The 15,212-nt window shown below is 65.6% G+C and carries 14 protein-coding genes; 3 read left to right on the top strand and 11 right to left on the bottom strand.

Annotated features, from left to right (window positions below):
• Positions 1-134 precede the first annotated feature (134 nt).
• The 3 genes from CJ301_RS05680 to CJ301_RS05670 are packed head-to-tail and all read right to left on the bottom strand — an operon-like array spanning position 135 to position 3,990.
• Entirely contained in the window at positions 135-1,085 is a 951-nt protein-coding gene (locus CJ301_RS05680) for an AAA family ATPase (RefSeq protein ID WP_099275174.1), read from the bottom strand.
• Positions 1,082-3,193: a DDE-type integrase/transposase/recombinase gene (locus tag CJ301_RS05675; RefSeq protein ID WP_162620428.1), complete on the bottom strand. Its 2,112-nt coding sequence runs from the start codon at positions 3,191-3,193 to the stop codon at positions 1,082-1,084. Before CJ301_RS05675 ends, CJ301_RS05680 begins: the two co-directional genes overlap by 4 nt.
• A gap of 59 nt (positions 3,194-3,252) precedes the next feature.
• Positions 3,253-3,990, bottom strand: coding sequence for a hypothetical protein (locus CJ301_RS05670; protein ID WP_099275170.1), 738 nt, complete (start codon positions 3,988-3,990; stop codon positions 3,253-3,255).
• Positions 3,991-4,557: 567 nt separating this feature from the next.
• Between CJ301_RS05670 and CJ301_RS05665 the strand changes: the two genes are divergently transcribed.
• Complete coding sequence (locus tag CJ301_RS05665) at positions 4,558-5,550, top strand: 4Fe-4S dicluster domain-containing protein (protein ID WP_099275168.1); 993 nt, start codon at positions 4,558-4,560, stop codon at positions 5,548-5,550.
• 532 nt (positions 5,551-6,082) lie between these two features.
• Here CJ301_RS05665 and CJ301_RS05660 read toward each other — a convergent pair.
• From CJ301_RS05660 to CJ301_RS05650, 3 genes are read right to left on the bottom strand one after another with little or no spacing between them, the layout of a single operon-like run.
• Complete coding sequence (locus CJ301_RS05660; protein ID WP_099275166.1) at positions 6,083-7,294, bottom strand: benzoate/H(+) symporter BenE family transporter; 1,212 nt, start codon at positions 7,292-7,294, stop codon at positions 6,083-6,085.
• The gene (locus CJ301_RS05655) at positions 7,291-8,154 is read right to left on the bottom strand and encodes an alpha/beta fold hydrolase (protein ID WP_099275164.1); all 864 of its coding nucleotides are present in this window, start codon (positions 8,152-8,154) and stop codon (positions 7,291-7,293) included. Before CJ301_RS05655 ends, CJ301_RS05660 begins: the two co-directional genes overlap by 4 nt.
• The gene (locus CJ301_RS05650; protein WP_099275162.1) at positions 8,151-8,531 is read right to left on the bottom strand and encodes a hypothetical protein; all 381 of its coding nucleotides are present in this window, start codon (positions 8,529-8,531) and stop codon (positions 8,151-8,153) included. Before CJ301_RS05650 ends, CJ301_RS05655 begins: the two co-directional genes overlap by 4 nt.
• 219 nt (positions 8,532-8,750) lie before the next feature.
• Here CJ301_RS05650 and CJ301_RS05645 point away from each other — a divergent pair, with 219 nt between their 5' ends.
• Both CJ301_RS05645 and CJ301_RS05640 read left to right on the top strand, forming a co-directional pair.
• Complete coding sequence (locus CJ301_RS05645; protein ID WP_099275160.1) at positions 8,751-9,626, top strand: dioxygenase; 876 nt, start codon at positions 8,751-8,753, stop codon at positions 9,624-9,626.
• Between the two features lie 100 nt (positions 9,627-9,726).
• Positions 9,727-10,617, top strand: a complete 891-nt coding sequence (locus tag CJ301_RS05640; protein ID WP_099275158.1) for a LysR family transcriptional regulator — start codon at positions 9,727-9,729, stop codon at positions 10,615-10,617.
• 41 nt (positions 10,618-10,658) lie between these two features.
• On the opposite strand, the gene CJ301_RS05635 is transcribed toward CJ301_RS05640, so the two are convergent.
• The 5 genes from CJ301_RS05635 to CJ301_RS05615 form a co-directional block, all read right to left on the bottom strand.
• The gene (locus tag CJ301_RS05635; RefSeq protein ID WP_099275156.1) at positions 10,659-11,360 is read right to left on the bottom strand and encodes an ABC transporter ATP-binding protein; all 702 of its coding nucleotides are present in this window, start codon (positions 11,358-11,360) and stop codon (positions 10,659-10,661) included.
• Positions 11,353-12,096: an ABC transporter ATP-binding protein gene (locus CJ301_RS05630; protein WP_099275154.1), complete on the bottom strand. Its 744-nt coding sequence runs from the start codon at positions 12,094-12,096 to the stop codon at positions 11,353-11,355. Before CJ301_RS05630 ends, CJ301_RS05635 begins: the two co-directional genes overlap by 8 nt.
• Positions 12,089-13,081, bottom strand: coding sequence for a branched-chain amino acid ABC transporter permease (locus CJ301_RS05625; RefSeq protein ID WP_099275152.1), 993 nt, complete (start codon positions 13,079-13,081; stop codon positions 12,089-12,091). The genes CJ301_RS05630 and CJ301_RS05625 overlap by 8 nt, the downstream gene beginning before the upstream one ends.
• Positions 13,082-13,085: 4 nt before the next feature.
• Positions 13,086-13,958, bottom strand: coding sequence for a branched-chain amino acid ABC transporter permease (locus tag CJ301_RS05620; protein ID WP_099275150.1), 873 nt, complete (start codon positions 13,956-13,958; stop codon positions 13,086-13,088).
• A 67-nt stretch (positions 13,959-14,025) separates the two neighbouring features.
• On the bottom strand, positions 14,026-15,192 hold the full coding sequence (locus tag CJ301_RS05615) for an ABC transporter substrate-binding protein (RefSeq protein ID WP_254050079.1): 1,167 nt from the start codon (positions 15,190-15,192) through the stop codon (positions 14,026-14,028).
• Between the last annotated feature and the right edge of the window lie 20 nt (positions 15,193-15,212).

Raw genomic sequence — 15,212 nt, 5'->3', positions numbered from 1 at the left:
CAGACGTGTTTCGGCGCCATTTCATGAACTGGCTACTCTGGCCGCATCAGCCGAACCAAGCGGATCTGGCTTCGCCACCCCTCGCGGCGCGCGACCTCCCCTGCGCGGGCCGACCAACCACGGACAGAGGAGCCCTACTCGACCCCGAACAAGATCCTCTTCATATCGAATGCACGTTCGTAGTCGGGCACGTTGAACGGCGTGTAATCTGCTGGGGTTCCGCTGCGGTCAGCGAATGCTGCGCTGAAATGGCTCTCCGACATCCGATCGGCACCTTCGGCCAATGCGTGTTGGCAGGCGTCGATCATAAGTTCGATGACCAACCCCCACCGATCGGCACAGGCGAATGCCAACCGGTTGTAGAAGTCCTCGGTGTCGAGGCCATCGAATTTGATCCCCGCAGTATCGCCATAGAGAAAGCAGAGCCGGTTCAACTCCTCCACGTCGCTCGGTAACTGGATGTTCCGGAAATGGATCGGCCGAAGCAGGCGAGCAAGCTGCTCCTCCTGCCGCACGTGCCCGGCAAGCTCATCGACCCCGCTGAGCAGCAGCATGAGCGGCCAGTCCGGGTTTTTCATGAGCGACTTAAAGCTATCGAGCAGCGCCCGCGTCGACTGGTCCGGCTTGCGCGGGAAGATGTGCTGGCACTCGTCGAAATGGATAGCAACCACTCCCTGCTCCTTGGCCTGGAACGTGACGCGCGACCAGATCTCGCTCTGGGTCATCCTGCGCTGACGGACAGGATAGCCAAGGGCCTCCGCCGTCCTGAACCCCAGATCCTTCCAGCTCATCTTGCCATCAAGGATGCAGGATACGGCGGATGCCACCTTCCCGCAGGGCAGTACGTCTTGCGCCGCGTTGAACTTCGAAAGCATCAAGCTGATCTCGCTGGTCTTGCCTACGCGAGAGGCCCCGGTCACCAGCAGGCCCCGCGCTTCGAAGTGCCTACCTGTTGCAGCACGGCTCCAATACTCCGTCACGATGCCGGTGAACGCTTGCTCCAGCTGGGCCCGCCGTTCGAATTCGTAGCGCCAACGATAGAGCTCGGTGGCGGTGTCGAGAACATCCCTATTGATGAAGCTCACGTCATCTTTCCTTTGGTTTCCGGGCGGCCGAGACGGCGCGCTGTCGGGGTGGTAGGCGAGGTCTCATTTGGTGAAGCGGCCGGCGCCACTTCCAGCGGCTCAGGAGCGCCCTCCCCGATGGAGAAAGCGCCAACAGGATCGGCATCTGCGAGACTTCCCGGCATCGCGACCGCGAGCGGGCCAGTCGATTGGGGAAGATGGATGCCCTGTGTCATCCTCTCAAACTTTCGCGCTATGTCTTCCCACGAGCCGAATTGGCCCTCGAAGGCCCGGTTGGTCGCCTTGATCGCGCGCCATGCTTCCATGAGATGATGCTCGGAAGGATTGGCATTCCGCGGGTTCTGGCGGCGACACTCCTCGATGATCGCTTTGGCTTCGTAGAAGTCGAGATCAGCAAAGAACGTAGCAGTCAGCTGAGCTTCGATCGGTTCTTTATAGCCTTCGATCAGCACCGTCGCGGCGCGGAGGTCATCGGGATCCAAGTAGACAGCCCATTTGCCGCGGTAGAGGTCACGGAGCTTCTGGAACTCAGTGCTCTGGTACGGCAATCCGAAAGCCCGGATCCCCTCGTCGTTCGGGGTAGCCCTAGCCATCTTCCCGAGATGGACGCGCCGATCGTGAGGCGACGGCGGGGGGATCATCCCCTGCTCCCGCAGGGTCTGCTGCATGACCTCATAGGGGGTGCGCCCGAACATGCCGAAGCCGAAATGAGGTTCGTGTGGGTAGATATCGGTCAGGTAGCGGGTGATGATCTCGTACAGCACGCCCACCGGCAGCTTGCCGTTTGCCACGGCATCGTATGCGGGCAAAGCCCCCGGGGCGTTGCCGGTATAGCCCGTCAGCCTCGCAATCAGTTCGGTCTCCAACGTGCCGAACATCCTTTCCACGAAGGGTTTGTCGGCACTGCGATGGGTCCGCATGTCGACCGAGGTCGTCCCGATACCGGCCATGGCTGTCTTCGTCACCGAGTTGCGCAGGCCGGGTCCGTTATCGTTGCGAACCATAGCGAGTCCGACAGCAGGAGCTGCTTCCCGCAGGCACCCATACTTCTGCTGCTCCCTCTCCTTCGAGCGGGTCGCCATGCCAAAGGCAGCCATCGTCGCATCAGCCCGCGGCTGATCCGTCAACACCCACGCCAGTGGCATCCTTGTGGCGACGTCGAGCATCAAGACGAGATAGATGCGCTGTTTCCGGATACCGTCTTCCAGTTCCACGAGGCGCGCGCGCTGGACCTCGTCCAGTTCTTCCCACTGCCCGGCCTCCTTGATCCCGACGATGATGGACAGCTTGCATTCATCGATCTCGACCAGCTCGCCCAACATCTGCGCACGGACATCGGTCGAACCGGGGCCCCGCTTGTTATGGGCGTCTTTCTCGCCATTGCGGGCGATATGCCGCGCGATCGAAGGCACGTTCTTCATGATGTGGGCACGCAGGGTGGCGAGGGATGGCACTTGCAGGTCCTTGAGGCCCCTGCTGCGACGAAGTCTGTTCTTGCTTTCGATGAGGTCACGCAGCTCAGCGTGAGCTACCGCCATTGAAGGTTTGCGCTCAGTTAGCCAAACCTTGCTGGCCTCCGTCATGAGCAACCGGACATCGTGGGTAACCCGACCGCTGCGGTTACCCTTGAGTCGGTGCCTGTCCTGCAGCGAAACGCTGTGCGCCCCTTCGTCTTTGAAAATGCGGAGGTACTTCAGGAGTGTCCGCCCTTTCGGCAAGGGCCAGGCCAGCTTTGCCCGTCCACCCCGCATCTCCGCGCGGCCGATCTTCTGACCAAAGATTGTCCCTGCGGTCTCTTCGATCTCGCGCCGCACCTGTGGCGTGTTGAGACGGCCCTCGGTCAGCCGGCCGTCGCGACCTTCGATCTCCGACATGGCATGGCAGAGTGCTGCCCGGAACTTGACGTTTTCACGTTCCTCCTCGGAAAGCTGCCACCGGTACCGGAAGTAGCCATGGGCTTTCTGGTCGACCGCATTGCCGGTCGCGGCAGCCAACATGCTGGCACCCTGCTTCACGGGACGACCATCGCTATCGTGAAATGGAGCCCATCCAGATCCTGTCAGGTTGATCAGTGCATGGCCCTGCTCGGACCGGGCAGCGACAAGCACCTGCTCTCCCTCGGCCGTTACGAGGGCAGCAGTCGGAAGTTCAGGGAGCCTCGACTTGCTCATTCGGGCCACCAGATACGCGAATGATAGCCCACCACCTGGTCGAGGTTCGCCTTGATCTGGCCGCGGCCGATAAGGCGCAGGATCGACTGGAAGGAGCGCCACGGCTCGAGGTCGATGGCGGCGATCAGGTCACGCATGAGCCAGAGGTTGCGCTGGTGGCAAGCCGCGTCGAAGACAACCTCGTCAGCCCAATCGTCGGGATGATCGAGAGCGATCCTCATCCGCCGCAAATTGTCCCGGCGCGGGCGCGAATAGGAATCGGCATCAACGACCAGAACGCGATGCCCTTCGCTGGCGGGCGTGGCCGCCACGATTGCCAGCAGCTGCGCTTTCGTGCGCGGGCGCTTCAGGCTTTCCCTATAGCGCACGTAGATCAGGCGCCGCTCGCCGGACGTCAGCGTCAGGCGGAAATCGTAGGTGTGGCTCTCGAGGGCACCGTCGAACTTGAACTTCACGGTGCAGGGCTGAAACTCGAGATCGTAGGTATCCCGGTGCATCAGCAGGTCGTGCGCCACGGCAAGCTCGGCAGCGCTATCGCAAAGGCCGATCTTCGGCTGGTTGTCGTTGGCCGGCACCCGGTAGGTCAGCATGACCTTGTGGCTGGAATGGCTGGCGGACAGCGGGTTGCGCACGCCGGTGTAGGGCAGAACGCCCCGCACCTGTCCCAGCTGGATGGCCGTCTGTCTTTTGTACTTGAGCGGGGAGTACCGCCATTCGTCGTTATCGAGGATCATGTCTTCTTCCGCTCCCGGAAACCAACGGCTCCGGGCGATCGATGGATATGACCGCCTGCGTTGTTGCGGGTGCCCGGTGTTCGGGTCTACGGTCCGCGATGTGATAGGGCCGCAGTCGGCCTTCGACTTCTGCGCGCTCTTCGGGGCGCGCTCTTTTTTTGCCTGCTCTGCGCCCTGACGCCGTGTTCGAAGCCCGCTGTATGGCGGCCCGGTGGGTCAGGTACGGCTTCCTCGAAATCTCCAACCGCCTCGTCTGCCTTCAACATGAGCGAACCGGGTGAAAATCCCGAGCGGAGATTCTCGGTTGTCCACATGTTCGAGGCAGCGAGGCCTAAAGCAGCACCCCGGAGATTCGTAAACACCTGAAATTATGCGAAAAATCGAGGATTATGATTTTTCGCAAACCTTCCTGCGCCTTGCCTCCAAGGGGCTGACGCCCCCCTCTGACCGAGGTCGCGGCGACTATTTTTCAGATGACCTTACGTCATGAAGAAGGGTCTTCTCGAGTGAACCCGCGCTTTGCCCACGGCCGCTTGTAGCGTGCCGCCGATCGGCTAACCTCCGGCCATGCCGAAGCCCAATCCGTATCGCCCCTACCAGCCCGACCCTGCCCAGATGGCGCTAAGACCCATCGTGTCGGGGAATGACATCAACGGGCTGGATGATCCCGATCCGCATCCGCCGCGCCTGGTCTACTGGGCCCCCGATCCGGACCAGATCCCGCATGGCAAGATGCAGCGTTGGTTCTACACGGTCCAGCCCGACGCCCCCGCCCTTCTCGCGGAACGGGCCGCGCGGCAGGCGATCCTCGAAGCGCCGTTGCCGGAGGTCGGCACCGAGCAGGTCACGCGCGCGCCTGAAGATTGGACCGCCCTGCTCGACAGCTTTGTCGAAGCCAGCCTGTGCGAGAAGACCGGCGTCGCTGAGATGCAAGCCGAGTGGTGCTACGAGGGCCGCTCTGTGCCGCAGTCGCGGGTGATCATGCTAGGGGTGCGGCACGACTACGCCCGGCTTAGCCAAGCGCCCGAGGTCGAGGCCTGCGCAGAGGTCATCCATCAGTACGGACGGGCCGCGCATGCCGCCAAGCAGGTTGCGGGCTGGCTGCGTCAGGAGGGATGGGCAGCGGAGCCGGTGACCGGGCCGATGACCGGGGACTTCACCCTCATCCCACCCGCGCTGGCCTGCGGCTTCGGGGAACTCGGCAAGCACGGCTCGATCATCGACCGCGATCTCGGCGCGAACTTCCGGCTCTCGGCGGTGCTGACCAATGCACCCTTCGCCCCCACCCCGCAGCGTGAGCATGGCATCGATGCCTTCTGCGCGAGCTGCCGGATCTGCGAGGATGCCTGCCCGCCCGAGGCGATCTACCCGGAGAAGCAGCAGGTCCGCGGCACGCGCAAATGGTACGTCGACTTCGATAGATGCCTGCCCTTCTTCAACGAGCACCATGGCTGCGGGATCTGCATCGCGGTCTGCCCTTGGTCGCGGCCCGGCGTAGGACCGAACCTCGCCGAGAAGCTAGCGCGGCGGGCCGACCGCGAGAGCCTCGCCTCCACCTAGATGAAGCGGGTCTATTGGCGCAGCACTTTATCAGGCAGCTCTGGTTCCTAGCATCCCCGGATGACAGAGCTGCCGCGCTTCGTTGTCTGCGCCCCAAACTCAAGCTCGTACTCAGGTCAAAACGCACATTTCTTTGGATCTTGCAGTCCAAGGGGGCGATGTTGCGCGAATCAGCCCCGAGCATGACTGCCCCCTTTCCGGTCTTTTCTCAGCGAACCGCTTCTATCTTAGTCCTGCCAAGGCCCGAGATCGTTCGCTTGGCTTGAAGCGCGACGGGAGAGGGAAAACTTCGGGCCGCACCGGATTAGCGCAATTGCGCCACTCGACACTGGCGAACTCTCGGATTCGGACATCCGCGCGATCTGCGACCGGCTGAACGCCCCCCCGGGAACGCCTCGGATGGAAGCTCTCCGCCGAGGGGTTCCGGGCCACGATGCTGGAGAAGAGGCCACGAGCGCCCTACCGTGAGACAATACAAAGGCGCGGTCTGAGTATTGCTCATAGGCATTCTCAGACCGCCCTAATCGGACGGTCAGCCGGAGCGGAATATCCGCGCCGCTGCCGCTGCGGCCACACCCACTACGATTCCCCAGAAGCTGCCACCGAGCCCCCAAAGTCCTGCGCCCGAGGCGGTGACGACGAAGGTCAGGAGCCCCGCCTGCGCCTCCCGCGGATCGGCCATCATCTCCGACAGGCCCCGCCCGATCGGGCCCAGAAGCGCCAGCCCGGCCAGGAGGGCGATCACCTCGCCCGGCAGGAGCGACAGCGCCGCAACAATGCTGCCGCCGAACACACCCGCAAGGCAGAAGAACACGCCACAGGCCACCCCGGCGACATAGCGGCGCGACGGGTCGGGATGGGCCTCGAGACCCGCCCCCAGCGCCATGGTGATGGAGGCCAGCGCCGTGGTGATACCCCCCATCAGTGCGGCAGGGAGGGCTGCCAGGCTTGCTGCCACGAGGATCGGTCGAGCCGGTGCGTCGAAGCCGTTTGAGCGCAGCACGGCCAACCCGCCGAGGAACTGTCCGGTCAGCGTCACGACCACCAAAGGCAGCGCCAGCCCGAGCAACGCCTGCGACGAGAAGACCGGCGAAGTCATGTGAGGCTGCGCCAGACGCAACCCGACCTCCCCGAGCGGCACCTCGTAGACCCCCCATGACAGCGTCAGCGCCAGCAGCAGCACAATCGGCATCACCATGCGTGGCAGGCGCGCCTGCAGGACGAGAAACGCCGCGAGTAGCACCGCGAAGGCCAGCGGCATCGCGCCAAGCGCCCCCATAGCCTCGGTGCCGAAGCGAAACAAGATCCCCGCCATCATTCCGCTCGCCACCGCGCGCGGCACCAGCGCGACGATCCGGTCGAACAGCCCGCTCGCCCCGATGACGAGGATAGCCGCGGCGGTGACCAGATAGGCCCCTGCCACCTCGCCTGGTGACAGCGTTGGCCCAGCCGAGATCAGCAGCACCGCCCCGGGTGCCGACCATGCAACCAGCACCGGCGCGCGCAGCCACAGGCTTAGCCCGATGCAGGCCAGCCCGGCCGAGACCAGCGTTGCGAAGACCCAAGACGAGAAGACCTGCGCTCCCACCCCCATCGCCTGGGCCGCCTGCGACAGGATCAGGAGCGGCCCGGCGCAGGAGACAAGCACCGCCAGAAGCCCCGCCGTCACCGCCGAGGCCGAGAGATCACGCGGTCCCCGCCCCCGGGCGGCAGGAGTCGCGACGGGCGCCGTACCCTCGTTCACGCCGCTCGTCGCGCCGCGTCGGGCATCCGCGCCAGCGCCGCCAAAAAGTACGGGCGGAACCCCTCGGGATGCTCGCTCATCGGGAAATGGCCTAGCTCGTCCATCACCGCCAGCGTCGCGCCGGGGATCGCATCGGCGGTGCGGCGGGCATCTTCGGGCGTGCAGGTCAGGTCATAGGCGCCGACCATTAGATGCACCGGCGTACGCGCGGTGTCGATGTCGCCCAATCGCCCGATTAAGCTGTCGTCGCGGGTGTAGAAGCTCAGATCGCCACGGAACACGCCGGGCCCCGACTGCATGAACATCCACTGGGTGTTCCAGCGCTCGGCTTCCGGCGCGTGGGGCGAGATGTTGGCCGAGACCAGCGCCGCGCCCATCTCGCCGCCATGGGCGTCCGGGCGGTGGAACCAGTCGATGTCGTACCATGCGGGCTGGAAGTCGCTGGCCTCGATCGCGATGAAGCCCGAGAACCGCTCGGGGTGCAGCGCGGCGAGCTGCAGCGCGATCCGCCCGCCCATGGAGCAGCCCGCCAGCACCGGTCGCTCGAGCCCGAGTGTCTCGACCATGGCCAGCACAGTTTCGACATAGGCCTCGGTGGTGAGCAGGTATTCCTCGGTCTCGAACCCCTCCGGCGGCAGCGACTTGCCGTGCCATGGCATGTCGAAGGCGACGAGCCGGTTCGAGGAGGTGAGCTCGGCGTCGTTGAGCAGGTGCCGCCATTGTCTGGTGTCGGCCCCGGCAGTGTGAAGGCACAGCACCGGACGGCCCTGCCCGGCCTCCTCGAAATAAACGCGATGGGCGCGCCCGCCCAGTTCCAGCTTCAAGTAGCGCCCGGTGATCGCCTCGATCGTCCCACTCATGCCGCTACCTCTTCGACTTCGCGCCCCAGCGCCATGAATTCCTTGAAGAAGCGCAGGTTCTTCACAAGCGTGAGGATGTCGCCATCGACTCGGCCCCGGCCGATCTTTACCAGTCCAAAGATGTCGTGAAAGCCCGGCTCGGGCTTCTCCTGCCAGAACGCTTCCAGCGCCTCGGCATCGGTGGTGAGCGCGAAGCGCCACGGCGTCTTGCGGCTCGGTCCGCACTGGATCGCCGCCAGCGCGCCGCGATCGAAGACTAGGTAGTATTCCGCGTCGTCCACCTTCAGCAGCACAGTCTCAGAAAACAGCCGTCCCAGCCGCCGCAGGTGCGGCATACCGTTGAGCCGGGCCTGCATGGCGCGCAGTCTGGCTTGCATGATCCTCTCCTCTCGCTCACCCGGATGGGCGTTCGGGCGGCAGGCTGCCGTGGAAGGGGCGCGGCGGGCAATGTCGCTCAGGGTATCCCGCGATACCCCGGAGATCGCCCCGCCACGGCTCGGAAGTTCGGGTATCGGGCGATACCGGCCCAAGCATTGGCCGGGCCGGGCCGCTCGCTCAAGATGCCCGCGAAGCGACCCCTTGGAGGAGGAATGAGGATGCGCAACGTTACCAGAGAGACCGTCACAGATGCGGTCGTCGCCTCGCTCGGCCAGCACGGCGAGATCAGCGACCGCCAGCGCGAGATCATGACCGCGCTGGTCCGTCACCTGCATGATTTCTGCCGCGACGTGACCCTGACCCATGGCGAATTCATCGAAGCCTGCCAGTTCCTCGCCCGTGCCGGCGCGGCGTGCGACGACAAGCGGCAGGAATTCATCCTGCTCGGCGACATTCTCGGGGTCGAAGTGCTGGCCGACATGCTCACCCATCCGGTCGAGGGTAGCGAGAGCGAATCCACCGTGCTCGGCCCCTTCTACCGCGAGAACCCGCCAGTGCTGCCCAAGGGTGCCTCGACCGTGCAGAAGCATTTCGACAACGAGGAAACGGTCTATTTCGAGGGTCATGTCAGGGACGCCCATGGCAATCCCGTCACCGGCGTCACCATCGACGTCTGGGAGGACGCGCCCAACGGTCTTTACGAGAACCACGACCCCGACCAGCCCGACTACAACCTGCGCGGTCGCTTCGAGACCGACGAGAACGGGCACTACGCCTTCCGCGCGGTGCGTCCCGTGGCCTACCCGATCCCCGACAACGAGACTGCGGGCGAGCTGCTGCGCTACATGGGCCATCACCCGAACCGCCCTGGCCACATGCATTTCATCCTCTCCAAGGACGGCTACCGCACCCTGGTCAGCCAGGTCTACGACGCTGACAGCGACTGGCTCGACAGCGACTCTGTCTTTGCGGTGAAGGAGAGCCTGATCGCTAAGTTCGAGAAGGCCGGTGACGATCTCGACACCGACCTGCGGGTGAGCTTCGATTTCGTGCTCAAGGAGGGGGCGGCCGAGGCCGCGCTCGCCGCCGAGTAGAATTCACCCCCTTTGCGTATCCCAGACCCCTGCTTCGGCAGGGGTTTTTTTCGTGCCAGTGCCGCCCGTACCCCATATGATCGCAGTTCGGGGGAGACAGATGAATTTCAGACAACTGACCTACTTCACGGCGCTGGCTGAGGAGCTGCATTTCGGCCGCGCAGCGGAACGTCTTGGCATGGCGCAGCCGCCGCTTAGTCGCCAGATCAAGCAGCTCGAGGAGGAGCTCGGTGCCCAGCTCTTCGACCGCAGCCGCAGCGCAATCTCGCTCACGCAGGCGGGCGAGCGGCTCTACGAGCGTGGCGTGTCGATCCTGCGCCAGATCGAGGATGCCCGGCTCGAGGTGAAGCGGATCGGCCAGGGCGCCGAAGGCCGTCTCAGGATCGGCTTCGTCGGCTCATCGACCTTCGGCATCCTGCCAACTATCATTAAATCCTTTCGGGCCAACTACCCCGAGGTCAATCTCAGCTTGCTGCCGATGAACAACGCGCAGCTGCACCGCGCGCTGGTGGCGCGCGAAATCGACGTGGCCTTCGGGCGCCCGGCACTAGTGGATGCCGAATTCGTCACCCGCGAGTTGCTCGAGGAAAAGCTGATCTTGGCCCTACCTGACACTGTCGATACCGGCGGGCGTATCGTGGCCAAACTCGAAAGGTTGGCGACGCACAATCTGATCCTCTACCCTGAATACCCCCGGCCGAGCTTTGCCGACTTCATTCTCGACGCTTGTGAGAAGGCCGGCTTCCCGGTGCCACTTCGAGTCTGGTGCATGGATCTACAGACCGCACTTAGCCTCGTCTCGGTGGGCGAAGGGGTCTGTATCGTCCCGGAATCAGTTTCCTCGGCACCGCGCAAGGGCATGAAGTTCCTGCGCATCGAACCTGAGATCGCACGGACCGCACTGTCGCTGAACTATCGCTATGACGAACAGAGTGCGCATGTGCGCAACTTCGTCGACATCGCCCAGAAGGTCGCGCGCAAAATGTTTTGAATCACGGGCCGCCGCGTTGGCGGCCCGTACCGATGCAGCCTTCAGACCCCGAGCCAGCGATGCTGCGCCTCCACGTCGGCGCGGATCTCGGAAGCGCTGCCGGTCCAGACCACCTGCCCCTTACTAACTACCGCCACGTCGTCGGCAAGGGAGGTGGCGAAACCGAAATTCTGCTCGACTACCACCATGGTCAGCCCCGCGCGCTTAAGCTCCTGCAGCTTGTCATGGATCAGCTTGACGATAATCGGTGCCAGTCCCTCGGTCGGCTCGTCGAGGATCAGCAGCCGCGGGTTCATTAGCAGCGCCCGCGCGATCGCCAGCATCTGCTGTTCGCCGCCCGAGAGTTGCGTGCCGCCATTGTCCATCCGCTCGCCCAAGCGCGGGAAGAGTTCGAGCACTCGCTCGAGCGTCCAGCTCCCCGCGCCTTTCGCAGCAAAGCGCCGCGCCGCGAGTTCGAGGTTCTCGCGCACCGTGAGCGAGGGAAAGATGTCCCGCGTCTCCGGCACGTAGGCGATGCCGTCGCGGGCCACGTCGAAGGGGCGCTTGGCGATCGGCACGCCGTCGAGGCGGATCTCGCCGCCCCGGCAGGGCAGCAGCCCCATGATGGTCTTGAGCGTCGTGCTCTTGCCGGCGCCGTTGCGGCCCAGCACCGCCAGCACCCGTCCCGGCCGCGCCGCGAGCGACAGCCCGTGCAGCACCTGCGTCTCGCCATAGCCCGAGCGGACATCCAGCAGATCAAGCATCTTCCCAGCTCCCCAGATAGATTTCCTTGAGCAGGCTGCTGCCGCGCGCCGCCTCGGGCAGCCCGTCGAACACCACCTCGCCGTAGTTCAGCACCGTGATCGTGTCGGCCACCGCGAAGGCGAGGTCTATGTCGTGCTCGATGATCAGCAGCGTCAGGTCGCGCGGCAGCGCGGCCAGCAGATCGTGGAAGCCCTTGGCCATCTCCGGCCCGACCCCGGAGGTCGGCTCGTCCATCAGGATCACCTTGGGCCGGGTGGCCAGTGCCACGCCGACCTCGAGCTGTCGGCGCATGCCATAGGAGATCTCGCTTACCCTTGCGTCGAGATGGTCCGACAGCCGCAGCTGCGCGGCGACCTCCTCCACCGTCTCGCGTACCTCCGGGTGGAGGAGCCCGTCGCGACCGAGCCCCATGCCCCGGCCCTGCGCCACCATCGCCGCGAGGCCGAGATTGTCGGCCACGCTGAGCCCGTCGAACAGCGTGTTCTTCTGGTAGCTGCGCGACAGGCCGGCCCTGGCGCGCTGCGCCACCGGCAGCGCGGTGACGTCCGCGCCGTCGAGGATGATCCGGCCCGAGCTCGGGGCGATCTCGCCGGTGAGCTGGTTGAACAGCGTGGTCTTGCCGGCGCCATTGGGGCCGAGAATGACGCGGCGCTCGCCGCGCTCCAGCTTTAGCGACACGTCGCGGGTGACGTGGATCGCGCCGAAGCTCTTGTCGAGATTGCGGGTCTCAAGCATTGCCGGGCACCTCCTTGGCCAGGGGTTGCGGTTGGCGGGCCGCGCGGCGCCGCCCGACCCAAGCCTCCAGGGCGCCGAAGATGCCGTTGGCGCGGCTCATCACCACCGCTATCAGCACCAGGCCGGTGACAAGGTGCCAATAAGGGGTGATCGCGCCGACCTCGTGCTTGAGCACCACGAAGAAGGCGGCGCCGACCAGCGGGCCGACCAGCGTGCCCAGGCCTCCGAGGATCACCACCACCAGCGCCTCCCCCGAGACGGTCCAGGACAGCAGGCCGGGCGAGACATACATGATGTGCTGCGCCGCCAGCGCCCCCGACAGCCCGGCGATCATGCCCGACAGGCCGAAGACATGCGCCTTGACCCGCCAGACGGTGAGGCCGAGCGCGCGCATCCGCTGCTCGCTCTCATGCACGCCCGACAGGCTGCGCCCCAGCCCCGAGCGTAGCACGAAGGCGCAGGCGGCATAGGCCAGCGCCACCATGGCGAGGCAGAACAGCGCGAAGTTGCGGCTGTCCATCAGGTCGAGCCCGAGGACCGAGAGGTCAAGCCGTGAGATGCCGCCCAGACCGTCATCGCCACCGAAGACGGGGGTCTCAAAGATGTAGGAATAGGCCATCTGCCCGAAGGCCAGCGTCGCCATGATGAAATAGATGCCGTGGCTGCGCGCGCAGACCGCGCCGATCGCCCAAGCCAGCGCCCCGGTCAGCCCGATCGCGCCCAGAAGCGCGATGGGCGGCGCGACGCCCGCCTGCGCCTGCAGCATGGCGTAGCCATAGGCCCCGACCCCGGCCAGCGCGCCATGCGCCAGCGAGACCATGCCGCCGAAGCCCGCCACCATGTCGAGCGCCAGCACTAGGATCGCGAGGATCGCGATCTCGGTCAGGATCTCGAGGCCGAAATAGCTCGCGCCGAAGGCGTAGCCGATGCCCGCGACGGCGAGCAGCGCCAGCGCCGCGACGCGCAGGGGAGTGTGTCTGAACATCGCTCTATCCTTTCGCGGGGAAGAGGCCGGTCGGCCGGGTCACGAGGACCAGCGCCAGCAGGGCGTAGATGAGAACCGAGGAGAGCTGCGGCGCCAGCACCGCGCCGAAGGTCTGCACCACCCCGTAGATCAGCGCCCCGGCGATCGCCCCCTTGAGCGATCCCAGCCCGCCGATAACGATGACGATCAGCACCGGGATCAGGATCTGCAGCCCCATGTCGGGCGTCACCGACAGGAGCGGCGCGGCCACCGCCCCCGCCAGCCCCGCCAGCGCGCAGCCGACGCAGAACACCACGAAGAACAGCCGCTCGACATCGATGCCGAGGCAGGCGGCCATGGCGTCGTTGTCGACGCCGGCGCGGATCATCGCGCCGATCTGGGTGCGCCCCAGCACGAAGGCCAGCACGGCGAGCACCGCTAGCCCCAGCCCGATCACGAACAGCCGGTAGGCCGGATAGTCGACGCCCAGAAGCCGCACCTGACCCTCGAGCAGCGCCGGCACGTCCGAGGCCAGCGCCACGTCGCCCCAGATGATGCGGGTGAGGTCCAGCAGCGCGAAGATCAGCCCGAACGTGACCAGCACCTGCGCCATCGGGCCCGAGCGCCGCATCCGGCGGATCAGCCCGCCATAGAGCACCACCCCCATCGCGGCGACGGCGATCGGGGCGACGATCAGCCCGACCCAGAAGCCGCCCCAGGCACCCGCCACGCTGGCCGCGACATAGGCGCCGAGCGCGTAGAGCGCGCCATGGGCGAGATTGACGAAATGCATCAGGCCGAAGATCACCGTCAGCCCGACGGAAAGCAGGAATAGCAGCATCGAGAGTTGCAGCGCGTTGAGCGCCTGCAGCACCCAGAAGCCGGCGTCATGGGTCATGGCGGGTCTCCCGGTTCGGATCGCAGGGAAAGGATCGGCCGCGCCCGGTCGGGCGCGGCCGGGGCCCTCAGTTCATCTCGCAGCCATTGGCCGGGTCGGCCTCGGCCGGCAGGGTGGCGAGCACCTTCTGCGTCAGCCCGTCCTCGCCGGCGACGGTCTCGTAGACATGGATCGGCTGGACGATGTTGTTGGTCGCGGGGTCGATCGACAGCTGGCCGCGCGGTCCGCCGAAGCTCACCTCGCGCAGCGCCTGCGCCAGGCTCTCGCGGTCGGCGGCGCCGGTGGCCGTCGCCTCGATCAACGCCCGCGCGGCGTCGTAGCCATGCACCGCGAATTCCGAGGGCAGCCGGTCGTTCTCGGCCTCGAAGGCCTGTACGAAGGCGGCGTTGGCCTCGTTGTCGATGGTCGGCACGTAATGCCCCGCCGCGATCACCCCCTCGGCCGCCGGCCCCTCGGCCGCGACGTAGAGCGGCGAGGTCAGGAAGCCGGAGCCGTAGAGCGGCAGCTCGCCCTTGAGGCCGAAGCTGTCATACTGCTTGACGAAGGAGATCGCCTCGCCGCCGGCATAGAAGACATAGACCGCGTCGGCGCCGCTGGCCTTGGCCTGAGCGAGATAGGGCCCGAAATCCTGGGTCTGCTGGAACGGCGTGAACTCCTGGCCGACGATCTCGCCGCCCGCCGCCTCGAAGGTCTCGACGAAGCCGCCGATCATCTGCCGCCCGGCGGCGTAATCGGGGGCGAGGGTGTAGACCTTCTCGACGCCCTGCCCGGCCAGCCAGGTGCCCATCGGGCGGTTGACCTGGCCGTTCGAGAAGGAGATCCGCGTGATGTAGGGCGAGCAGTCCACGCCGGTGGCCTCATCATTGCCGGCATTGGCGACGATCAGCGGCACGCCCGCCCCGTCGACCATGTCGCGCACCGCGCCGAGCACGCCGGAGGACACGATGCCGACCATCACGTCGACATTGTCCTGCAGCATCAGCTTGCGCGCCTTGGCAAGCGCCACGGGCGGCTTGACCTCGGTGTCCTCGGCGATCACCTCGAAGGTCGCGTCGGTCTCGGCGCCGAAGGTATCGAGCCCGAGCCGGAAGCCCGCCTCGATGTCGTTCCCGAGCGCGGCATAAACGCCCGAGAAGGGCAGCAGCAACCCGACATCGATCTGCTCGGCGGATGCGGTTTCGACGCAGAAGGTCGTGGCGAGCCCGGCAAGGGCCGCCTTGGTGATGGTCGTCATGATTCTCTCCTCCACTGTTT

The sequence above is a fragment of the Limimaricola cinnabarinus genome, assembly GCF_002723615.1.
Taxonomy (GTDB): domain Bacteria; phylum Pseudomonadota; class Alphaproteobacteria; order Rhodobacterales; family Rhodobacteraceae; genus Limimaricola; species Limimaricola cinnabarinus_B.
The sequence above is the reverse complement of the archived record's forward strand: the minus strand, read 5'-3'. Positions and strand labels throughout refer to the sequence as shown.